A 21,369-nucleotide genomic window follows, 5' to 3' on the forward strand; every position below is an offset into this window, starting at 1 on the left:
CTGGGTGACAGCCGGTGCAACGCTCCTTCCGGCGCGCTGCGTCGCAGCGCGCCGAAAACATCGTCAACGCCTACGGACTGCAGGCCCGACCTTGAGGGGCGCACCCGCTGACCGCTGGACGGGGCTCAGGCGACCTGCAGGCCGCCGGGCTTGCCGATCAGCGCGGCTTTTGTATTGGCCACGGCGCCGAACAGAATCTCGCCGGCCAGCTGGCCGCCTTCTTCAATCACCAGCTTGCCGTAGCGAATTTTTCCGGTGACTTTGCCGGTGGCGTAAATCACAAGCTTCTGGCGCACCGTCAGGTTGCCATCAAACTCGCCGTGGATTTCCGCGATATCGATTTCTGCCGAGCCACGGAAGGCGCCGTGCTCAGAAATCTGAATCACGCGCGAGTCCATGGTGGCTTCGACCAGGCCTTCGACCACCAGGGTGTCGCAGTCGGTGATCTCAACGCCCTTGAGCTTGATATTGGGTCCCACCGTCAGCTTGCTGCCGCCTGCTTCACGCGGTGCGGCGCTGGAAGCACTGGCAGACTGCTGCGCGGCAACAGTGGCCACGCTCGCGGTGTTTGCCGCTGCAGGCGTGTTGGCATAAGGGTTGGGATTCGGGCTGCCATGACGCAGGCCTGTGGGTTCGTTGTCGCGCTTGCCAAAGAACGGAGATTGCAGTGCCATCTGGATTTCCTTCAAAAGGAACCGATGGTACGAATCCTGTTTTGAAAAGTCTCCACTGCTAATGCAAGATGAGTAACGAAATAACCTGATACAGATTCAACGGAAGTGATTCAACGGAAGTGCAATTCGTCTTTGCATTTCATCGCAAGGGGGGTGAAGCACCCATTCCTTGGGTATCCACTAGCATTGCATCCGATGAACAAGACCTTCCTGCCAGAACGCATCGTTTTCGCCTATATCGAGGAACCCCCGTTCGCCTGGACGACCAGCGAGGGCGATGCCGAGGGCTGCGACGTCGATTTGGCTCGCACAGTTCTGCACACCCTGGGCGCACGCGAGGTCGTGTTGCAACCGACCACTTTCGAGCAGCTGCTGCCCGGTGTGGCCGCTGGCCGATGGCACGTCAACACGCCCCTGTTTGTGACTCCTCAAAGGGGTCAGCAAGTGGCATTCAGCCAGCCGGTGTGGGCCCTGCACGATGGCTTCATTGTGCGGGCGGGGAACCCGCTATGCCTTGACAGCTATCGCACCATTGCCAGAGTTGGGGCACGCCTGGGCGTGGTGACCGGCCAGGTTCAGCATGACGCGGCACGGCTCGCGCAAGTTTCCGCGCAGCGCATTCAGTGCTTTGCCACGCAGGCCGAGGCCGTGCAAGCACTGCGCAATGACCGTATCGACGCCTATGCCAGCACGGCCGTGGGCAACCGCATCTTCGTTGCCGGACTGGGGGACGCCACCATCGAGGCCATCGAGGCGCATGCCCCGGCGGGTCCGCCACCGGTGGGCGCGTTCTCATTTGCGCTCGAGGCGGCGACATTGCGCCAACGGTTCGATGCGGCGCTGTCGGTCTACCTGGGCAGTGCCGCCCATCGCGCCCGCATGGCCCACTATGGCCTGTCGGCCAGCGAGATTGATCCGGTGCTTCGCCCTCAGGCATGACATCAATCCAGTCCGCCCCGCTACGGGATCGGGGCACCTGGCGCCCACGCTCACCGGTCGCGCCGAATCCCGCCATGCATTCTTCCGCCTTGTAGACTCGCGCCATGGATTACACGGTCAGGATCTTTCACAGCGAGGATGTCTCCGAAGTCGAACGTGCGGATGCAGTGCAGCGTTTCCGTTCAGCGCTTGAAGGCGCGCTGGGCGATGCCAGCCTGGTGGCTCCTGTGTACCGTGCCTACCTCCGCTTGCTGCAAATTCATGGCGACCATGCCCGGCCGTGGGACCTGGACCCGGCCGAACAACTGCTGGCCGAGCAGTGGGAGGCCGCCGAGCTGGCGGCCACGCAAGCCGCCTTCGGCGCCGAGCGATACATGGGTGACGCCCACTTCGAACTGGACATCCCGCCGCCCTGAGCCGCCCCTGCACCGCTCCGTTCCTGCCCGGGTGGCTTTGTGCGGATAATTATCCTGAGACATTAAAAAAGGGGAGTTCGTGGAGTTTGTTGTCCTGCTTGTGCTGCTTGTGCTGCTAGCGCTGCTGGGGTTGCTCGGCTGGAGGGCGTATCGCGTCTCAAGACGCAAGGCCGCGCCTCCCTCCCCGCGCCGTGCGCCAGTGGGCGACACCAGCAGCAGCACCCTGGACGACAGCGCCTACCGGGTCAGCTACGCACCGCCCGAATTTGAGTGGAGCGGCACCGTCACCGGCTCTTTGCCGGTCAAGATACTGACCTACAAACAGTACGAGTGCCTCGAAGATGCGCGCTACGGCTTCAAGATCGTCGGCGTTCCGCCCACCGAGCGCAAACAACCACAACCCTACAAGACACGCGCCCACGGCCTGAAGACCGTCGCGTCGCTGGAAAAACACGGCTTCCTGGCCAAAGACCCCGAAGGCGGTTTTGTCATCACCGACCTGGGCCTCAATGCGCTGGAGGTCTGCAGTGTTCGGTATTGACCTGCAGATGGCCTTACCGGGCAGCGGGTCGAACCACCGCACTCGCTGCGCCCTTCCTGCCTGAGGCATCACCCCCCGTCAGGGCAATGGCCACCCGTTTGTCGGTTTGTGCGATATCGTACATACAAAGCGTTTTGAACCGCCTAAACTGAAAGGCTGGCCCGCGCGCCTCTGCCTCTGCCAGGGGCCTCGCTCGAAGCCAGTTCTGCTTCGGAGCTTTGTTGATGGCCGTTTCCCCAGATCCTCGTGAAAACCAGTTGCTCGCCGCGCTGCCAGACGCCGAGTTCCAGCGCTGGTTGCCGCAGCTCGAATGGGTCGACATGCCGCTGGGCCAGGTGGTCTATGAATCGGGCGGCACCCTGAGCCATGTGTATTTCCCGGCCACCTCCATCGTCTCCCTGTTGTATGTGATGGAAAACGGCGCCTCGGCCGAAATCGCCGTGGTCGGCCATGAAGGCGTGGTCGGCATCTCTCTGTTCATGGGCGGCGAATCGACACCCAGCCGGGGCGTGGTGCAAAGCGCAGGCCAGGGCTTCCGGCTCCCGGCACACGTCATCAAGGAAGAATTCAAGCGGGCACCGGTGTTGCACCTGCTGCTGCGCTACACCCAGGCACTGATCACGCAGATGGCACAAACCGCCGTCTGCAACCGCCACCACTCGCTGGACCAGCAGTTGTGTCGCTGGCTGCTGCTGAGCCTGGATCGCCTGCAGGGCAACGAGCTGGTGATGACGCAAGAGCTGATCGCCAACATGCTCGGCGTGCGCCGCGAAGGCGTGACCGAGGGCGCACTCAAGCTGCAAAACCTCGGCCTGATTCGTTATTCGCGCGGCCGCATCACGGTGCTGGACCGGCCCGGGCTGGAAAAACGCACCTGCGAGTGTTATGCCGTGGTCAAGAAGGAATACGACCGTCTGCTCCCCGACAAGCTGGCCATCTGACCTCTGTCCCGTCTGCGTGCGCTGCCTCCATATTCGGTGTGGATAGATTATCTAGCGCATACTGGGGCACCGACTGGAACTGCATCTGTCAGTGGCGCGGCCTTGTAATTGCCCCCGTGAAGGGGCCGCAACCCACCGGAGAGCCGCTTGTCCGCCGTCGAAAACCACCTCCTTGAACGTCTACCCCGTCCGGACCGCTTGCGCCTGCTGGCCGCTTGCGAGCCCGTCGAACTGGTGCTGTCCGAAGTCCTGTGCGTGCCCGACCTGCCGGTCCGCCACGTGTACTTTCCCATCCGGGGCTTTATCTCGCTGGTCACGCCGGTGGACGGCAGCCCGGGCGTGGAGGTGGGCATGGTGGGGCGCGAAGGCATGCTGGGTGCGCAACTGGCGCTGGGTATCGCCACAACGCCCTGGCGCGCGGTGGTGCAGGGCGCCGGTGGCGCCTGGCGCATCGGCACTGTTGCCTTCAAGCGCGAGCTGGCGCACAGCCCGGCGCTGCAGCGCGGCCTGAACCGCTATCTGTACGTGCTGATGGCGCAGCACGCCGCGTCTGCCGGCTGCCTGCGCTTTCACCTGACCGGCCAACGCCTGGCGCGCTGGCTGCTGATGAGCCAGGATCGGGCCCACTCGGACAGTTTTCACGTCACTCACGAGTTTCTTGCCTACATGCTCGGCATGCGGCGCGTCGGCATCACAGCCGCTGCCAGCACGCTGCAGCGCAACGGCCTGATCGAATACCACCGGGGCGAACTCAAGGTGCTAGACCGCACAGGCCTGGAAGCCGCCGCCTGCAGCTGCTACGCCTCGGACCGGCGAACCTACGCACAATTGCTGGGCTAGCTACACGCAGAAGAAATGCGCGGTCTATGTTCGTTTGCGCATGGACAACAGATGCCCACCCGCCTATAAGCAGTAGATAGAAAGAAACTCCGAAGTTCAAGCGGAGTCCCTCAAGGGCCGGCACAGGCCCGGCGGTTCCCATGGCAGTGAGGCTCCGACATGATCCAACCGACTCCCCAGGAAGCACAGGTAGAAAGCGCGTCCGCGATGCTTGGGGGACAGGCCATGTCTTTGCGGCGCAGGGTACCGGACGCCATGGCGAACACAGCGGCCTTCTTGACGCGTGAAGCTGCACTCAAACTCACCGGGCACGAGCCCACTGGGGCACTTTTGCACCATGCGCGCTCAACCGACCGCCCGCTACAGCCTCCGCTCATCGCCATCGAAGACTGGGACGCCCTGTTCTGCGCAGTTCAAACACAACTGAAACACGCCGTGGGCGAACAGCTGGGCGTGCTGCCCTACACACCCAAGCACTCGACTGAATTGGCCGCAGCCCTGGTCCAGGCGATTGTGCTGGACTGCGTCGGCGCCATGGATCAGCTCCACGCGGCGCTGAAGCTGGAACGCAATCAACGTCCCACGACGTGACACGAGGTCTGGTGCGTCGCCGGCCTCATCATTAGCGGCCCAAAGCCTGGGGCTCAGGCAGCGCCTGCACAACACCCTCGGGCCACATTCTGGGCGTTACCAAGGCTGATGTCTTTCAATATGCTGCAGTCCGGCGCGGGGCCGCCAGCGCAGGTCTGTGAGCAGGCCTGAACAAAAGCCGACAGGCTTCGCTCCAGCCGCTGCAACTCGGCCCGTTTGGTGCGCACCGCATCCAGACGCAACTGCGCGATGCTGCGCGCTTCGACGCAATCACGTTCACGGTTGGTCGACAGCGACACCAGCTCACGCGTCTCGTCTACCGAAAACCCGAAATCGCGGCACTGGCGGATCAGCGTAAGCACGCCTTCTATTTCGGCGCCATAAACCCGGTGGCCGCTGGCGCGGCGCATCGCCTGCGGAATCAGGCCCACCGATTCGTAATACCGGATGGCCGACACGTTCAGCCCCACGCGCCTGGCCAGCACGCCCATCGTCAATTCGCCGCCAATAACAATTTTTTCCATTTCAGGCCTTGCATCTCAAGTTACTTGAGGTTTTAGAGTCAGTGTACGGGACTCGCCCCGCATAACGCTCTGGAGATAGATCTGATGAAAAAACCCGTGTTGGCCGCCCTCGGCCTGGGCGCTGCCTGTGTGGCCTGCTGCACCCTTCCCCTCGGATTCACCCTGCTGGGCGGCAGCGCCATGGCCGGCGGGTTGGCAGCCCTGTTTGACTGGAGCAGCAACCCCCTGGCTGCTGCTGCGGCCGCCGCCGTGATTGCCACCGCAGCGGTCGGCCTGACCGTGTGGCGCATGCGCCGCAACCGGCGCGCGGCATGTGCCGCGCCAGTAGAGGGCAGCCACTGCGCCACCAGCCCGCAGGCAGGGGCTTGCGGTTGTGGGCCGAATACTTGAAGAAAAATCAGTGATTTGCCCAATGGATTCGGGCGCTAGAAGCTATGAAATACATAGCAAGCAGGACCGCCGCACGGACAACTACGCCGCGACTTAAGCGCTCAGGCCACTCCGGCCAGCAGAGCCGCATTGCCCCCCGCCGCCGTGGTGTTCACCGTGACGGTCTGCTCTGCACAGAAGCGGTAGAGGTAATGAGGCCCGCCGGCTTTCGGGCCTGTGCCACTCAAGCCTTCACCGCCAAAGGGCTGCACACCGACCACTGCACCAATCATGTTGCGGTTGATGTAGATGTTGCCCACATGCGCGGCCGCGGCGAGCGCCTGCGCGCGCGAGTCGATGCGGGTCTGGACGCCCAGCGTAAGGCCGTAGCCGAGAGCGTTGATTTGATCGATCACCTTCTGCGGCTCGCCACTCCAGCGCACGATCTGCAACACCGGGCCGAAGATTTCGTCTTTCACCTCGGCCAGGCTGCTGACCTCAAAAGCGACGGGCAGCACCAGATTTGCTATCAAATCAGGAGCTGCTTGCGCCCGTGAATCAAGGGCTGGAAGCACTTTTGATGTTGAATTGAGGCGCTGCAGGTGTTTGCCGATGTTGTCAAAGGCCTCGCGGTCGATCACTGGGCCAACGTCGGTCGACAGCTCGGCGGTGTTGCCGACAGCGAGTTCCTGCACCGCGCCCTGGATCATTTCAATCACCTTGTCGGCAATGCCCTCATGCACACACAGCAGGCGCAGCGCCGAGCAGCGCTGGCCGGCCGAGCGGAAAGCGCTTTGCACCACGGCGTCCACCACCTGCTCGGGCAGCGCGCTGCTGTCGACCAGCATGGCGTTGATGCCGCCGGTCTCGGCAATCAGCGGCACGATGGGCCCGTCTTTGGCGGCCAGCGCGCGGTTGATGATTTTGGCCACCTGGGTGGAGCCGGTGAACACCACACCAGCCACACCGGGCGCCGCCACCAGGGCAGCGCCCACGGTTTCGCCGGGTCCGTGGATCAATTGCAGCGCGCCTTCGGGCACGCCCGCGGCATGCAGCAGGCGCACGGCGGCTTGCGCCACGCCCGGTGTCTGCTCGGCGGGTTTGGCAATCACGGTGTTGCCGGTGGCCAGCGCTGCGGCGACCTGGCCCGTGAAAATGGCGAGAGGAAAATTCCAGGGGCTGATGCAGACCCAGACGCCGCGCGCGGTGAGGCGCAGCGTGTTGGTTTCTCCGGTTGGCCCGGGCAGCGCTGTCGGCTGCATGATGCGTTCGGCCTCATTGGCGTAGTAGCGCAGGAAATCAATCGCCTCGCGCACCTCGGACACCGCATCGCCCCAGGTCTTGAAGGCTTCCTTGACCAGCAGGGCGCAGAACATGGGCATGTGCTTCTGCATGGCATCGGCAGCGCGGCGCAGCGTGGCGGCGCGTTCGGCCACATCAGTCTTGCTCCATTTTTGATAGCTGCTTGCGCCCGTATTTATTGGGCCAGAGATCAATTTGACATCAAACTCCGGGACCACAGGCACCTGGGTGCCCGCCAGCGCGGCCAACAGCGGCGCGCGCATGCTCTCGACTGTGAGGTCCAGCCCCTCGCTGTTGGGACGGCCGGGGCCGTATAAAACAGGCGGTAGCGGCAGTGAAGACTCCGGCTCCACGCGCAGGGGTGATGTCAGCAACACATCCATGCCCACCGACTCGTCGGCGAGCTGGTGCACAAAGGAGGAGTTGGCGCCGTTTTCCAGCAGGCGGCGCACGAGGTAAGCCAGCAGGTCGCGGTGCGCACCCACAGGCGCGTAGACGCGGCAGCTGATTTGCGGGTTCTTCAGGACTTCGCGGAACACGCCCTCGCCCATGCCGTGCAGGCGCTGTAATTCAAAGGGCACTGCATCGCGGGATGCCATCTGAATGATGGCTGCAATGGTTCCGGCGTTGTGGCCAGCAAACTGCGGATAAATAGCGTCGGGCGCGGCCAGCAGGGCCTGCGCACACGCAAGGTAAGACACATCGGTGTGGTGCTTGTGGGTGAACACCGGGTAATGCGGCAAGCCCATCTCCTGCGCGCGCTTGATTTCCGAGTCCCAGTAAGCGCCTTTGACCAGGCGGCACATCAGGCGCAGCCGGTACCTGCGGGCGATGCTGATGACGTGTTCGATCAGATCCAGCGAGCGTGTCTGGTAGGCCTGCAGCGCCAGGCCGAAGCCCTTCCACTGCGGGTGCAGTTTTGCCACCAAAGCGGCCAGCGCTTCAAACACGTCGAGCGAGAGTTCGAGCCGGTCCACCTCTTCAGCATCAATGGTGAGGTTGATGTTGGCGCGTGCCGCCAGCTCGCACAGGCCCCAGACGCGCGGCACCAGCTCGGCCATCACGCGCGCGTGCTGGGCGTCTTCGTAACGCGGGTGCAGCGCGCTGAGCTTGATGGATATGCCATCGTTTTGCTCACACGCCCTTTCCACACCTGCGCGAGCAGCTATTGATTTAATAGCGCCCTCATAGCTGGCCAGGTAGTGCAGGGCATCGGCGCCGGTGCGCGCGCCTTCGCCCAGCATGTCGTAGCTGAAGCGCAGGCCGGGGATGTCCTTTCGCGAACGGTCGGCTTCTTTCATCGCCTCGCCGATGTTCTGGCCCAGCACAAACTGCCGGCCCAGCAACTGCACGGCGCGCAGCGTGGCAGCCACCACGGTGCGCGCGCCGAGCTTGCTCATGATGCTGCTCTGGCCATCCTCCGGCAGAAACTTCTTGGACATGGCAATCGCCGAGGCCGACAGGCGCGCCATCATGCCGTCGCTGGCGCCGTCAAAATCGGCGCGGCCCAGTTGGTCGGCGGTCAGGGCAATCGCGGTTTCGGCGTCGGGCACGCGCAGCAGGGCTTCGGCCAGGCGCATCAGGGCCAGGCCCTCGGCGCTGGAAATGGGGTATTCCTTGAGCAGGCTTTCCATGGCCCAGAAGGGCGGCGGGTTGTCGCGCACCGCTTGCACCCAGGGGCGGGCCACGGGCGCGGCGGCAGCCCAATCGAGCGCGGACGCCAGCTTTTGCAAATGGCTGGACACAATGCCGGCCTCGGGCCGGTAAGGAAAGGGCAGGCGTTGCTGCAAGGGCATCAAAAACTCCATGGCTTGGTGAATATCGCCATATTGTCTTGATCGCAGAAGAATTTTACGCTAAATTTATCTACATACTCCGAATAAATCACTACGCATGCTTGATTCCTCGCCAAACATTGACCGCATCGACCTGAAAATCCTGAGCGTTTTGCAACAGGACGGTCGCGTCTCCAACCTGAAACTGGCCGAAAGCGTGGCCCTGTCACCCACAGCCGTGCTGGCGCGCGTGCAGCGGCTCACCCGCGACGGCTATATCCTGGGCTACGAGGCACGGCTGAACCCGCTCAAACTCGGCGCCGGCATGACGGTGTTTGTGGAGGTGCTGCTGGACCGCACCACACCCCACGTGTTTGAAGCCTTCAAGGCGGCAGTGCAGGTCTACCCGGAAATCATGGAATGCCACATGGTGGCCGGCGGCTTTGATTACCTGCTCAAGACCCGAATGGCCGACATGGCGGCCTACCGCCAGTTTGCCGGCACCGCGCTCTGGCAACTGCCAGGCGTGCGCGAAACCCGTACCTATGCGGTGATGGAAGAGGTCAAAAACACCACCCACCTGGCGCTCGGAGTGTAGAACCGTGCGTGGTGTTTGTTTCATTTAGATACAAATGTGGCATTTATACACATTTAAGGCCAATAGATTCAATATTAGAGGCGGCCCACGTTGCCGAATGCGAACTCTTGGACTAAGTTGAACCAAGGATAGGTTTTGCTTTGCATAGCCCAGCCCATACCAGTCAACAACGTCAGAGGGATCACGATGGCAAACACAAAAAAATGGGTGGCCTGCGCCCTGCTCGCAACCCTTTTCACGACCGCCGCCCAGGCAGAGCCCGGTATCACGGACAGGGAAATCCTGGTCGGCCAGTTCGCCGCCCAGACCGGCCCGGCGGCGGAGCTGGGCAAACGCATGCAGCTGGGCATGCTGACATATTTCAATACGGTCAACGCGGCCGGCGGTGTCAACGGCCGGAGCATCAAGCTGGTCTCGCGTGACGACGGGTACGAGCCGGAGAAAGCGGCGGCCGCGGTCAAGGCACTGATCGAGGAAGACAAGGTGTTTGCGTTGGTGGGATCGGTCGGCACGCCGACCACACTGGCCGCGGTACCTGCCATCAATGCCGCCGGCATCCCCCTGATCGGCCCCTTCACCGGCGCACAAGCCCTGCGCGAGCCTTTCAACCGCAACCTGTTTCATGTGCGCTCGAGCTACTTCGATGAAACCGAGCGCATCGTGCAGCACCTGAGCACCCTGGGCATCAAGAAAATAGCGGTGTTCTACCAAAACGATTCATACGGCAAGGCCGGGCTCGAGGGCGTCACGCGGGCACTGACTAAACGCAACCTCAAACCCGCAGCCGCCGTGACGGTGGAGCGCAACACGGTGGACGTGACCGCTGCCCTCGCCGAGATACTGAAAGCCTCCCCCGAGGCGGTGGTGCAAATCAGCGCCTACAAATCATGCGCAGCGCTGATCAAGCAGGCGCGTGTCAAGGGTTATGGCGGACAGTTCTTCAATGTGAGTTTCGTCGGCTCCACGGCGCTGGCAGCAGAACTGGGCGACACCGGCGCCGGCGTCACGATTTCCCAGGTGGTGCCTTTTCCGTACACACCGTCTTCTGCCGTGGTGCGCGAATACCAGCAGCGCATGACAGAGGCCGGGCACAAAGACTTCGACTTCTCCAGCATGGAAGGCTTCCTGGCCGCCAAGGTGTTTGTGGAAGGCGCGCGTCGCGCCGGCAAGACGCTGACGCGCGAGAGCCTGGTGACCGGGCTGGAATCGATGCGCGAGGTCAATCTGGGCGGCTTCATCGTGAACTACAGCCCCCAAAGCCACGAAGGCTCGCGTTACACCGACCTGACCATCATCGGCCGCGGCGGACGATTTGTGCGATAGGGCCGGTTCACCCTATAGTGGTGTTTTTTTGGGAGGACCCACCATGAACTACCCGACACCTTCTCGCCTGTGGAATAGCGCGGCGCTGGCACTGCTTGCCCTCTTCGCTCAACCGGTGATGGCGCAAACCCTCAAGCCCGGCTTGTGGGAGATCAACAACAAAATGCAGTCCGGCTCGGGCCAGGTTGAAAAAGCCATGGCCGACATGCAAAAGCAGATGGCCAGCATGCCGCCCGATCAGCGCAAGATGATGCAGGACATGATGGCCAAGCAGGGCATGTCCATGGCCCCCGGTGCCGGCGGTATGGTGGTGAAAGTCTGCATGACCAAGGAAAGCATCGAGCGCAACGAGCTGCCTTCGCAACAAGGTGACTGCAAAACCACCACCACGCCGCGCATGGGCAACACCATGAAGATGTCGTTTGTCTGCACCCAGCCACCGTCCAGCGGTGAAGGCCAGGTCACCTTTGTCAGCCCCGAGGCCTACACCATGAAGATGGCCATGAAAACCAGCGTGCAAGGCAAACCGGAAACCATGACCATGGACGGCGGTGGCAAATGGCTGTCAGCGGACTGCGGAAACATCAAGCCAATGGCTGTACCCAAGAAGTAGTTCGAAGAAACCGCGGAGGCTTTTCCCATTTCAGCAGGGGCCGCGGAACCGGCTTAGCCGGGCCGCAGGCGCAGCGCCCCCTCGGGGGGCAGAGAGTTACACGCAGTGAACGAACGTGGGGGCTCTATCTAGCACCAAAAATAGCGGTACCCACGCGCACCATGGTGCTGCCTGCATGAATGGCGGCCTCGAGGTCTGCCGTCATCCCCATGGACAGCGTGTCCATGGGCTGCGGCAGCAGCCCGGCTCGATTTATCTCGTCAAAAAGCTCTGCAGCCCTTTGATGCACTGCGCAAGCAGCTATGAAATCAGGAGCAGGCTCGGGAATCGACATCAGGCCGCGCAGCTGCAGCCGCGGCAGCCGGGCGACCTCGGCGGCCAGGGCCAGGGCCTCCGGCGGCGCCACGCCCGACTTGGTGGAGCCGCCGTCGATGTTGACCTGCAGGCAAACCTGCAGCGGCGGCAAATGCGGCGGGCGCTGCTCGCTCAGGCGCTGCGCAATCTTGAGGCGGTCCACCGACTGCACCCAGTCGAAGTTTTCGGCGACCAGCCGCGTCTTGTTGCTCTGGATGGGGCCGATGCAGTGCCATTCTGCAGGGCTGGAGAGGGGCCCCGCCAAGGGTGGGGATCGTAACCCGGAAGAATGGCGAGAAGACGACAGCCGAAGGCCATCGGCTTCCCATCCGTGCACTGCGCGCACAGCAAGAATCTTGTCCACCCCCTCCTGGATATAGTTCTCGCCGAACGCGCGTTGCCCATCAGACATCGCGTCAATTACGGCATCGGCGCCGAAAGTCTTTGAAACGGCCAGAAGGCGCACGCTGGCCGGGTTGCGCCCGGCGGCCACGCAGGCCGTGGTTATACGGTCACGGACAAGTTGGAGGTTGCGCACAATCATGGTCATAATCCAACTGTAAACTTTTGAGGGATCCCCGGGATGGACATTACCCAACTGCTGGCTTTTAGCGTCAAGAACAAGGCGTCCGACTTGCACCTGTCCGCGGGTCTGCCGCCCATGATCCGGGTGCACGGGGATGTCCGGCGCATCAATGTCGACCCGCTGGACCACAAACAGGTTCACGCCATGGTGTACGACATCATGAACGACACCCAGCGCAAGAACTACGAAGAGTTTCTCGAGATCGACTTCTCATTCGAGATCGACGGTCTGGCCCGCTTCCGCGTCAATGCCTTCAACCAGAACCGCGGCGCCGGTGCCGTGTTCCGGACCATCCCCTCGAAAATCCTGACGCTGGAGCAGCTCAATGCGCCGAAGATTTTCGGCGACCTGGCGATGAAACCGCGCGGCATGGTGCTGGTCACCGGCCCCACAGGCTCGGGCAAGTCCACCACGCTGGCCGCCATGGTCAATTACCTGAACGAAACCGAGTACGGCCACATCCTGACGGTGGAAGACCCGATCGAGTTCGTGCACGAATCCAAGAAGTGCCTGATCAACCAGCGCGAGGTCGGCCCGCACACGCTGAGCTTCAGCGCCGCGCTCAAGTCTGCCCTGCGGGAAGATCCGGACGCCATCCTGGTCGGCGAAATGCGCGACCTGGAAACCATTCGCCTGGCCATGACTGCGGCAGAAACGGGCCACCTGGTGTTCGGCACGCTGCACACCTCGAGCGCTGCCAAAACCATCGACCGGATCATCGACGTGTTCCCCGCAGAGGAAAAGGACATGATCCGCGCGATGTTGTCCGAATCGCTGCAGGCAGTGATTTCGCAAACGCTGTGCAAAACCAAGGACGGCCAGGGCCGCGTCGCCGCGCACGAGATCATGCTGGGCACCAGCGCCATCCGCAATCTGATCCGCGAAGCCAAGGTAGCTCAGATGTATTCATCGATCCAGACCGGCAACAGCGTGGGCATGCAGACGCTGGACCAGAACCTGACCGATCTCGTCAAGCGCAACGTTATTTCCGCGGCCGAAGCACGCGGCAAGGCAAAAATCCCCGAGAACTTCCCGGGCTAGTGGAAAAACTGAAGATCGGCGAAATGCTGTGCAGGCGCACGCTTGCAAAGTAGTCAATTGGAGAAAACATGGAACGCGACCAGGCCAGTAAATTCATCAATGACCTTCTCAAGCTGATGGTGGGGCGCAATGGCAGCGACCTGTTCATCACCGGTGATTTCCCGCCCGCGATGAAGGTGGACGGCAAGGTGACCAAGGTGTCGCCGCAGCCGCTGAACTCCGGCCACACGCTGGCGCTGGCCCGCGCCATCATGAACGACAAGCAGGCGGCAGAGTTCGAACGCACCAAGGAGTGCAACTTCGCCATTTCGCCGCCCGGTATAGGCCGCTTCCGCGTCAACGCCTTCATCCAGCAGGGCAAGGTTGGCATGGTGATGCGGGTGATTCCGGCCGTGCTGCCGACCATCGACGGTCTGGGTGTACCGCAGGTTCTCAAGGACGTGGTGATGTCCAAGCGCGGACTGTGCATCCTGGTGGGCGCTACCGGCTCGGGCAAGTCCACCACGCTGGCCGCCATGGTGGATTGGCGCAACGAAAACTCCTTCGGCCACATCATCACCATTGAAGACCCGGTGGAGTTTGTGCACCCGCACAAGAACTGCGTGATCACGCAACGCGAAGTGGGGCTGGACACCGACAGCTGGGAAGCCGCGCTGAAAAACACGCTGCGTCAGGCGCCCGACGTGATTTTGATGGGCGAAATCCGCGACCGCGAAACCATGGAACATGCCGTGGCCTTCGCCGAAACCGGCCACTTGTGCCTGGCTACGCTGCACGCCAACAGTGCCAACCAAGCACTGGACCGCATCATCAACTTCTTCCCGGAAGAACGCCGTGCCCAGCTCCTGATGGACTTGTCGCTGAACATGAAGGCCATGATCTCGCAGCGGCTGGTGCCCAAGCAGGACAGCAAGGGACGGGTTGCCGCCGTCGAAGTGATGCTGAACACGCCGCTAATCTCCGACCTGATCTTCAAGGGCGAAGTCTCCGAGATCAAGGAGATCATGAAGAAAAGCCGCAACCTGGGCATGCAGACTTTCGACCAGGCGCTGTTCGACGCTTTCGAAAGCAACATGATCACCTACGAAGACGCACTGCGCAACGCCGACTCGGTCAACGACCTGCGGCTGCAGATCAAGCTCAATTCCCAGCGCGCCAAGACGCAGGATCTTGCGGCCGGCACGGAACACATGTCTATTGTCTAGGAGTCTGGGCGGTAGAAGGCGTCGAAGCGAAAAGCGGCCCCGGCGAGGACAGTTTTTGCCGGGTTTGCAGCCCCATAGCCGTAGCTATGGGACAAAAAGCCGGTGAAAAATGGACCGCTGCGGTCGCTTTGCAGCCGACGTTCCTTCTGCCGCCCAGGCTCCTAGGCCGGAGCGCCGCCCTTCTTTGTGTCCCTGACAGGGGCTGCGTGGATAAAAGCGGCAAAGCAGGTTTGAAGGTAGTCCATGGTGGCACGAATCTTCGGGGCGCGGTGCCGCCCGGCCAGGATAGCGGCGTAAATCTCGTACTCTCCCGGCACACCGTAACGCGCGAGCACGGATTTTAACCGACCCTCCTGAACCAGGTCCCACCCCACCACGTCATTGATGCGCGCAATTCCGGCGCCGGCCAAGGCAAGGGAAACAACCGCTGCGCTGCTGTTCACGCATATCTGTCCGCGTACGTCCATTACAGTGCGCACGCCATCGACCAGAAAATCCCAGCGGTTATGGGCTGGAACGGCTGTGTTGCCGATCAGGCTATGCGATGCCAGATCGGCTGGCGTGCGGGGCGTGCCATGCTTTCTCAGGTAGTTGGGCGCGGCATACAAGGCGCGTCCGTGCCGCCCCAGTGAACGGGCGATCAGGGTGTCTGCAGGAGGAATGCCGGCGCGTACCGCAATGTCGATGCCTTCATGCGCCATGCTGACCATGCGGTCGTCGATGTGCAGATTGATATGCAAGTCCGGATGCAGGGCCCGAAGCGCAGCAAAGCGGCTCGTCAACACGTATTGCGCAAGCAACTGGCTCACGCTGATGTGAACCGTTCCGCTCACCGCCTTGCTCCGGCTTCCTAGGCTGGCCTGCAATTGGCGATGCTCCTCCACCATGTGTTGGGCATATTCAAGGAAAACTTCGCCTTCGTCCGTCAGGGAGAGGTTGTGCGTGGTGCGGTGCGCCAGGCGCAGATCACACGCCTCTTCGATCCGGGACAGCGCCCTGGACACATGGCTCGCCGCCACATTTCTCTGCCGCGCCACGGCAGAGAGCGACTGCAAAGCGGCAATCTGGACAAACAGGGCAAAGTCATCAAGGCTGAGGTTTTTCATGCTTGTGTATTTTGAGCACAAGCATCGTGCAGGGCAAGGGGTGTCCGAAACAAGTCATTTGCAGCACATTGGAAAGGCGCGCAACCTGCCGTTTGTCTTCACCCCCATCAAGGAGTTTTATATGCCCCTCGTTCGCATCAGCTTGCCCCAAACCACCCCTTCGGCCGAAGTGGCTACAGTGTCCGACACCATCCATCGTGCCATGGTCGACACCTTCAATGTGCCTGAGCTTGACCGGTTCCAGGTCATTCATCGCCACGGTCATGAAGAGCTGGTTTGCACGCCCGAATACCTGGGCGTCAGCCACTCGGGGCCTGTCGTTTTTGTACAGATCACCTGTGCGCCTGGCCGCAGCCTCGAAATGAAAAAAGCACTGTTTGCCAGGGTCGCCTCGGATATTTCCCGAGTCAGTTCCTTTTCAGCTGCCGACGTGATAATTAACCTCGTGGAATCCAGCCGGGAGAACTGGTCTTTCGGCTTGGGAATCGCTCAATACAGTCAATGAAGCCAGCCCGATTGCGAAGTGACCTGCTTCCCGGACTGCTGCGCTCACTCTGACGCCAATAGCATTAAAGGTATCACCCATGTCATCGATCGTCCCCAAAACCTATGAATCCGTTCCCTCCCGCAAAGTGGCCTTTCTCGGCCTCGGCGTCATGGGCTATCCGATGGCCGGGCATCTTGCCCTGGCGGGCCACGAAGTCACGGTCTACAACCGGACCGCTTCCAAATCGATAGCGTGGTGCGCTGAATTTGCAAAGGGTAAAGGGGCAAAACATGCGCCAACGCCACGTGAAGCGGCGCAAGGAGCCGACATCGTATTTTGCTGCGTTGGCAATGACGACGACCTGCGCGGAGTCACGCAAGGCAACGACGGGGCCTTTGCCGGCATGCAGCCGGGCGCCGTCTTTGTGGACCACACCACAGCTTCAGCCGATGTGGCGCGCGAACTGTACGCCGCCGCAAAGGCACTGAAGCTGCAGTTTGTGGATGCCCCGGTCTCGGGCGGTCAGGCCGGCGCGCAAAACGGCATGCTGACTGTGATGTGCGGGGGAGACTCTGCCGCTTTCGACGCCGTCAAGCTGGCCGGCATGGCGTTTTCCAAAGCTTTCACGCTGATGGGTGCCAGCGGCGCGGGGCAATTGACCAAGATGGTCAACCAGATCTGCATCGCCGGGCTGGTTCAGGGCCTGAGCGAAGCTGTCGCCTTCGGCCAGAAGGCCGGGCTGGACATGAACCAGGTGCTGGAGGTGATCGGCAAGGGGGCCGCCCAAAGCTGGCAGCTCGACAACCGCGGCAAGACCATGGTCGCAGACAAGTTTGACTTTGGTTTTGCCGTGGACTGGATGCGCAAGGATCTCGGCCTGGTGCTTGACGAAGCCAAAGCCAACGGGGCTCGGCTGCCCGTCACGGCGCTGGTGGACCAGTTCTATGCCGATGTCCAGGCCATGGGCGGCCAGCGCTGGGACACTTCCAGCCTGATCAGGCGCCTGAAGTAGAGCCCCCACGGTCGCTCACTGCGTGTAGTTCCCGAGGCCTTGCAGGCAGCTTTGGAGCCGCAGGCTCCAGCCCTTCGGGGCCGCTGCTTGATTGAAGAGCTCTACGTTCGCTATCTTGGCGCGGCTTCAGCCGGCGCGGGCTTGGGCTGGGTCAGCAACAGGCTGCGCATCTCGTCTTCGCTGATGATCTCGAGAATGCGCACCACCTTCTGGACGCCACGGGCACCACGCACGATCTCTGTGGCGCGATCGGCTTCACGCTGCGTCACGCGGCCCATCAGGTAGACCGTGCCGCGCTCGGTGACCACCTTGAAGGAGTTGGCATACAGGTCCTTGGCATCAACAAACATCGCCTTGACCTGACCGGTGATCAGGACGTCAGAAGTCCGCTGGACAAGCGAGGGGCTGTTGATGATGGCCAGCTCGTTGACCACCGAGGCCACGTTTTCCACCCGCGAAACCACCTGCTCGACAAGTTTTTTGTCCTGCTCGTTCAGAACTTCGCCGGTCAACAGCACCTGCCGGTTGTAGCTGGTGACGCTTACCCTGGCGCGACTGCCGACATTGTCCCGCAGGCGGCTCATGGCACGCAGTTCAATACCTTCGTCTTCGAGTTGCGCACCCGAGGTCCGACGATCAGTGGCCACCAGCGCCCCGCCGGCAATCGCCCCGCCGGCCAGAAGCGGAAAGCAGCCCGTCAGGCTGGTGCCCAGAACCGCCGCTGCGCAGGTAGCCAGCATCATGCGTCCAAATATTGCGGTCAACCCGCGGTTTGCCTTGACTGTCATCTAAGTATTCTCCTGATCACCAAGTAACTGGGCATCCACGCCATCACAAATACAGTGAAGGGCCAGCAGATGAACTTCCTGGATACGCGCCGTACGGTCATGCGGCACGCAGATATGCACGTCGGTCTCGCGCAGCGCTGCTGCCATTTTTCCGCCGCTCTTGCCGGTCAATGCCACCACGGTCATCTCGCGCTCATGCGCTGCTTCGATGGCGGCAAGTACGTTGGCTGAATTACCGCTGGTACTCAGCGCAAGCAACACATCTCCGGCGCCACCGAGTGCGCGTACCTGCTTGGAGAAGATCACGCTGAAATCGTAGTCGTTGGCAATCGCGGTAAGGATGGAGCTGTCGGTGGTGAGCGCGATGGCGCCCAACTCGGGCCGCTCGCGCTCAAAGCGCCCGACAAACTCCGCCGCGAAATGCTGGGCATCGGCAGCCGAGCCGCCGTTGCCGCAAGCCAGCACTTTGCCGCCGCTGGTCACGCTGGCCAGAATGGCCTGGACGGCAGCGGCAATGGGCTTGGACAAGGCTTGCGCCGCCTGGTATTTCAGGTCGGCGCTGTCGATGAAGTGTTGTTCAATGCGTTGTTCAAGCATGGGCTAATGATACCGGGTGAAATTTTCGATTTTTGCTCCGCGCTCCGCCTCAGACGGCCGGGCGCAATGCATGGTTACAAAATGGGGATGAAACCGCGGCCCACAAGCGGTTCAGTCTGCATCAAAGGCTCCCCGCAACCATTCAATCGCCACGGCCTCATCCAACTGACCTTGCACCGTGACCACGTCGAAACGGCAGGGAGGAAGGGTGGCAAACCGCATCAGATAGTGACGGGCGGCAAAGATGATCCGGCGCTGCTTGACCTCACTGACGCTGGCCGCCGCGCCGCCATGTCCGGTGCCCTTGCGCTGGCGCACTTCAACAAACACCAGGGTGCCATCGGGTGATTGCATGATGAGATCCACCTCGCCACCCCCACGGCCTGGTGTCCGATAATTGGCCTCGACCCGTTTCAACCCCGCTCGGACCAGGTGGTCCGACGCCAAAGCTTCGGCGGCATCGCCCAGGCGCTTGGTGGTAATCTGGCCGGGCGGCGCGGTAGCTGGAGAAGCCGCACTGCCGGGCACTTTTGCAACCTGTTTCCTGGAAAACCACATTGAACGCTTCCTTTGACCTGGCACTCCCCGCTGCGCGCGCAGCGGCAGGCATGCAGCATTATCCCGAAGCGGCACTGTATGTGGTGGCCACGCCGATTGGCAACCTGTCGGACATCACCCTGCGCGCGCTGCATGTGCTGCAGCTGGTACATGCCATCGCTTGTGAAGACACCCGCCATACCCAGACCATGCTGCGCCAGTACGGCATCGACAAGCCCCTGCTCGCCGTGCATGAACACAACGAGGAAGAAGCGGCGCTGCTTGTGATTGAACGGCTGCGGCGCGGCGAACGGGTTGCTTATGTCAGCGACGCCGGTACGCCCGCGGTCAGCGACCCCGGCGCACGGCTGGTGGCCGCCGTACGGGCAGCGGGACTTGCCATCCTGCCCCTTCCAGGGGCCAGCAGCGTGACCACAGCAATGAGCGTGGCCGGTATCAGCGGCGGCGCGGGTTTTGTTTTTGCCGGCTTTCTACCCTCCAAAGCGTTGGAGCGCGACCAGGCGGTACTGTTGCTGTTGGCTGATCCCCGGGCAACGGTGATTCTGGAGGCACCGCACCGCATAGAGGCATTGGCACGTGCGATGGTCCCCCTGGGCCGCCGGCTGGTGACTGTAGGCCGTGAACTGACGAAACAGTTTGAAGAAATCGTCACCGTTGCTGCCGAGGACCTGAGTGCCTGGCTCGCCGCCGGAAGCCAACGTACACGCGGCGAGTTTGCGCTGGTGCTGCATCCGGGCGAAGAAGCGCAAACCGGGAATGACGGCAACCGTGTATTGCAGTTGCTGCTGGCTGAGTTGCCATTGAAAACTGCTGTGAAACTCGCTGCGGAAATTACCAGCGCTCCGCGCAACGAGTTGTATGAAGCCGCTCTTCAGCTTAAGAAGAACTGACCCGGTGACCCGGCCACTGAATTAGATTCGCTCGTCCCGCTCCCCCCGGAACTCCATCCCGGGGTGCGCTTTTTGAACCACCTGGTTGGCGTCCAGGTAGACCCAGTAAAACATATCCTGCACGTCCCGCCACCGATAGGTCAGGATGTCGCCTTTCCACAAGGCCACATGATCAATGGAGGCGGGTCGCCCAAATTCGCGAAGCACATCGTCGCGGGTCCACTTTCCCGGCTCGATACGCTCAAAGTCGCGGGCATTGAGAACCTGCCGCGCGCGCAGCACCTTGCCCGAAGCATCCAGGTCCACCATGAAGGCAAACTGGCCCACAGGCTGCCCCGAGTATTGCAGGCGTGATCCGGAATCAAGCGCCACCACCGCGCCGGGCTGGCCCAGCCGAGAGACGACTTCTTCGCGCGACATACCCGGAGTTACGGAGCTAAAAGGTCGCAAGGCACATCCGCCGAACCAGAACAATGTGGCCAACAAGAGAAGAAAAGTTTTGTGTAGACGCATGGCAACTCCTTGTATCGATCTTCAGTTTCCAGTGATGGTATACCGTCAGGCAACCCTCGTTGGACAACTGTTTGCCGCTACAGTTCCGGTGCGGCGACAATCGGATTCCCCATGGACAAACCCTATGCCCCGGCCACCGATAGAAATCGGGATCCCATCCTGAAAATCCTGCGCAGCCATTTTGCAGACAGACGCTCGGTGCTGGAGATCGGCAGCGGGACCGGCCAGCATGCCGTGTACTTTGCCGCCGCCTTGCGGTGGCTGAACTGGCAAACCTCCGACGTGCCTGCCAATCTGCCGGGCATACGGCTCTGGCTGGAAGAGGCCGCTCTTCCAAACACACCGGCACCGATTTCGCTGGATGTGTGCCTGCCTTGGCCAACCATCGAATTTGACGCCGTCTTCACAGCCAACACGCTGCACATCATGGGTTGGGAAGAGGTAAAAGGCCTGTTTGCGGCATTAAATCGGCAAATGCAAGCAGGTGGACTGCTCACGGTCTATGGCCCGTTCAACTATGACGGCCGTTTCACCAGCGAGAGCAATGCGAAGTTTGACGCGATGCTGCGCGCTGGCAACCCGGCCAGCGGACTGCGTGACTTTGCGGCGGTGAACGACCTCGCGACAAAGGCCGGTTTGCACTTGCTGGAGGATTGCGCCATGCCGGCGAACAATCGCTGCATCACCTGGCAGCGAGCAGCAACGACCCCGGGTTGAAGGGCCACGACGTCAATCGCGACGGCGCGGGCGATGCGACTCATCCCGGCGTAAAGCTTTTGCAGATAC

At 61.8% G+C, this 21,369-nt stretch carries 25 protein-coding genes; 16 read left to right on the forward strand and 9 right to left on the reverse strand.

The genetic code is table 11. The features are described 5' to 3' along the window. Positions 1–125: 125 nt before the first annotated feature. Entirely contained in the window at positions 126–674 is a 549-nt protein-coding gene (locus B0B52_RS05100) for a polymer-forming cytoskeletal protein (protein ID WP_077592529.1), read from the reverse strand. A 195-nt stretch (positions 675–869) separates the two neighbouring features. Here B0B52_RS05100 and B0B52_RS05105 point away from each other — a divergent pair, with 195 nt between their 5' ends. The 6 genes from B0B52_RS05105 to B0B52_RS05130 all read left to right on the forward strand — a co-directional run bounded on the left by B0B52_RS05105 (position 870) and on the right by B0B52_RS05130 (position 4,942). Beyond that, entirely contained in the window at positions 870–1,613 is a 744-nt protein-coding gene (locus B0B52_RS05105) for a transporter substrate-binding domain-containing protein (RefSeq protein ID WP_077592530.1), read from the forward strand. A gap of 104 nt (positions 1,614–1,717) precedes the next feature. Then, positions 1,718–2,029 (forward strand): hypothetical protein, encoded by a 312-nt coding sequence (locus tag B0B52_RS05110; protein ID WP_077592531.1) that lies wholly within the window; start codon positions 1,718–1,720, stop codon positions 2,027–2,029. Between the two features lie 79 nt (positions 2,030–2,108). Next, the gene (locus B0B52_RS05115) at positions 2,109–2,570 is read left to right on the forward strand and encodes a hypothetical protein (RefSeq protein ID WP_077592532.1); all 462 of its coding nucleotides are present in this window, start codon (positions 2,109–2,111) and stop codon (positions 2,568–2,570) included. 224 nt (positions 2,571–2,794) lie between these two features. Then, positions 2,795–3,511, forward strand: a complete 717-nt coding sequence (locus B0B52_RS05120) for a Crp/Fnr family transcriptional regulator (RefSeq protein WP_077592533.1) — start codon at positions 2,795–2,797, stop codon at positions 3,509–3,511. Positions 3,512–3,658: 147 nt separating this feature from the next. Next, positions 3,659–4,351: a Crp/Fnr family transcriptional regulator gene (locus tag B0B52_RS05125; RefSeq protein ID WP_077592534.1), complete on the forward strand. Its 693-nt coding sequence runs from the start codon at positions 3,659–3,661 to the stop codon at positions 4,349–4,351. Between the two features lie 159 nt (positions 4,352–4,510). Further along, positions 4,511–4,942, forward strand: a complete 432-nt coding sequence (locus B0B52_RS05130; protein ID WP_139351817.1) for a hypothetical protein — start codon at positions 4,511–4,513, stop codon at positions 4,940–4,942. Between the two features lie 53 nt (positions 4,943–4,995). On the opposite strand, the gene B0B52_RS05135 is transcribed toward B0B52_RS05130, so the two are convergent. Beyond that, positions 4,996–5,466, reverse strand: a complete 471-nt coding sequence (locus tag B0B52_RS05135) for a MerR family DNA-binding protein (RefSeq protein ID WP_077592536.1) — start codon at positions 5,464–5,466, stop codon at positions 4,996–4,998. Positions 5,467–5,550: 84 nt separating this feature from the next. Here B0B52_RS05135 and B0B52_RS05140 point away from each other — a divergent pair, with 84 nt between their 5' ends. Further along, positions 5,551–5,856 (forward strand): hypothetical protein, encoded by a 306-nt coding sequence (locus tag B0B52_RS05140; RefSeq protein ID WP_077592537.1) that lies wholly within the window; start codon positions 5,551–5,553, stop codon positions 5,854–5,856. Between the two features lie 101 nt (positions 5,857–5,957). On the opposite strand, the gene B0B52_RS05145 is transcribed toward B0B52_RS05140, so the two are convergent. Beyond that, positions 5,958–8,933 carry an L-glutamate gamma-semialdehyde dehydrogenase gene (locus B0B52_RS05145; RefSeq protein ID WP_077592597.1) on the reverse strand — a complete coding sequence of 992 codons (2,976 nt, stop codon included), beginning with the start codon at positions 8,931–8,933 and terminating at the stop codon, positions 5,958–5,960. Between the two features lie 97 nt (positions 8,934–9,030). Between B0B52_RS05145 and B0B52_RS05150 the strand changes: the two genes are divergently transcribed. The 3 genes from B0B52_RS05150 (at position 9,031) to B0B52_RS05160 (ending at position 11,446) form a co-directional block, all read left to right on the forward strand. Then, the gene (locus B0B52_RS05150) at positions 9,031–9,510 is read left to right on the forward strand and encodes an Lrp/AsnC ligand binding domain-containing protein (RefSeq protein WP_077592538.1); all 480 of its coding nucleotides are present in this window, start codon (positions 9,031–9,033) and stop codon (positions 9,508–9,510) included. Between the two features lie 186 nt (positions 9,511–9,696). Further along, the gene (locus tag B0B52_RS05155) at positions 9,697–10,833 is read left to right on the forward strand and encodes an ABC transporter substrate-binding protein (RefSeq protein ID WP_077592539.1); all 1,137 of its coding nucleotides are present in this window, start codon (positions 9,697–9,699) and stop codon (positions 10,831–10,833) included. Positions 10,834–10,876: 43 nt separating this feature from the next. Then, entirely contained in the window at positions 10,877–11,446 is a 570-nt protein-coding gene (locus B0B52_RS05160) for a DUF3617 domain-containing protein (protein ID WP_077592540.1), read from the forward strand. Between the two features lie 124 nt (positions 11,447–11,570). Here B0B52_RS05160 and B0B52_RS05165 read toward each other — a convergent pair whose 3' ends face one another. Then, positions 11,571–12,350 carry a YggS family pyridoxal phosphate-dependent enzyme gene (locus B0B52_RS05165; protein ID WP_077592541.1) on the reverse strand — a complete coding sequence of 260 codons (780 nt, stop codon included), beginning with the start codon at positions 12,348–12,350 and terminating at the stop codon, positions 11,571–11,573. A 33-nt stretch (positions 12,351–12,383) separates the two neighbouring features. Between B0B52_RS05165 and B0B52_RS05170 the strand changes: the two genes are divergently transcribed. Together B0B52_RS05170 and B0B52_RS05175 are read left to right on the forward strand one after the other, a co-directional pair. Then, complete coding sequence (locus tag B0B52_RS05170; RefSeq protein WP_077592542.1) at positions 12,384–13,427, forward strand: type IV pilus twitching motility protein PilT; 1,044 nt, start codon at positions 12,384–12,386, stop codon at positions 13,425–13,427. Positions 13,428–13,495: 68 nt separating this feature from the next. Then, on the forward strand, positions 13,496–14,632 hold the full coding sequence (locus B0B52_RS05175) for a PilT/PilU family type 4a pilus ATPase (protein ID WP_077592543.1): 1,137 nt from the start codon (positions 13,496–13,498) through the stop codon (positions 14,630–14,632). A gap of 161 nt (positions 14,633–14,793) precedes the next feature. Here the strand turns inward: B0B52_RS05175 and B0B52_RS05180 are convergent, their stop codons facing one another. Further along, positions 14,794–15,738: a LysR family transcriptional regulator gene (locus B0B52_RS05180; RefSeq protein ID WP_077592544.1), complete on the reverse strand. Its 945-nt coding sequence runs from the start codon at positions 15,736–15,738 to the stop codon at positions 14,794–14,796. 121 nt (positions 15,739–15,859) lie between these two features. Here B0B52_RS05180 and B0B52_RS05185 point away from each other — a divergent pair, with 121 nt between their 5' ends. Together B0B52_RS05185 and B0B52_RS05190 are read left to right on the forward strand one after the other, a co-directional pair. Beyond that, the gene (locus tag B0B52_RS05185; protein ID WP_077592598.1) at positions 15,860–16,243 is read left to right on the forward strand and encodes a tautomerase family protein; all 384 of its coding nucleotides are present in this window, start codon (positions 15,860–15,862) and stop codon (positions 16,241–16,243) included. Between the two features lie 79 nt (positions 16,244–16,322). After that, positions 16,323–17,237, forward strand: a complete 915-nt coding sequence (locus tag B0B52_RS05190) for an NAD(P)-dependent oxidoreductase (RefSeq protein ID WP_077592545.1) — start codon at positions 16,323–16,325, stop codon at positions 17,235–17,237. Positions 17,238–17,347: 110 nt separating this feature from the next. On the opposite strand, the gene B0B52_RS05195 is transcribed toward B0B52_RS05190, so the two are convergent. The 3 genes from B0B52_RS05195 to B0B52_RS05205 all read right to left on the reverse strand — a co-directional run bounded on the left by B0B52_RS05195 (position 17,348) and on the right by B0B52_RS05205 (position 19,180). Next, complete coding sequence (locus B0B52_RS05195; protein WP_077592546.1) at positions 17,348–18,025, reverse strand: BON domain-containing protein; 678 nt, start codon at positions 18,023–18,025, stop codon at positions 17,348–17,350. Then, positions 18,026–18,622, reverse strand: a complete 597-nt coding sequence (locus B0B52_RS05200) for a phosphoheptose isomerase (protein ID WP_077592547.1) — start codon at positions 18,620–18,622, stop codon at positions 18,026–18,028. A 111-nt stretch (positions 18,623–18,733) separates the two neighbouring features. Beyond that, on the reverse strand, positions 18,734–19,180 hold the full coding sequence (locus B0B52_RS05205; protein ID WP_077592548.1) for a YraN family protein: 447 nt from the start codon (positions 19,178–19,180) through the stop codon (positions 18,734–18,736). Between the two features lie 50 nt (positions 19,181–19,230). On the opposite strand from B0B52_RS05205, the gene rsmI reads away from it, so the two are divergent. After that, positions 19,231–20,070 (forward strand): 16S rRNA (cytidine(1402)-2'-O)-methyltransferase, encoded by an 840-nt coding sequence (gene rsmI, locus B0B52_RS05210; RefSeq protein WP_077592599.1) that lies wholly within the window; start codon positions 19,231–19,233, stop codon positions 20,068–20,070. A gap of 21 nt (positions 20,071–20,091) precedes the next feature. On the opposite strand, the gene B0B52_RS05215 is transcribed toward rsmI, so the two are convergent. After that, positions 20,092–20,583, reverse strand: coding sequence for a hypothetical protein (locus tag B0B52_RS05215; protein WP_077592549.1), 492 nt, complete (start codon positions 20,581–20,583; stop codon positions 20,092–20,094). A 111-nt stretch (positions 20,584–20,694) separates the two neighbouring features. Between B0B52_RS05215 and B0B52_RS05220 the strand changes: the two genes are divergently transcribed. After that, on the forward strand, positions 20,695–21,300 hold the full coding sequence (locus B0B52_RS05220; protein WP_077592550.1) for a DUF938 domain-containing protein: 606 nt from the start codon (positions 20,695–20,697) through the stop codon (positions 21,298–21,300). Positions 21,301–21,369: the final 69 nt, after the last annotated feature.

Origin of the sequence: Polaromonas sp. A23, assembly GCF_002001015.1 — a bacterium.
Taxonomy (GTDB): Bacteria; Pseudomonadota; Gammaproteobacteria; order Burkholderiales; family Burkholderiaceae_C; genus Polaromonas.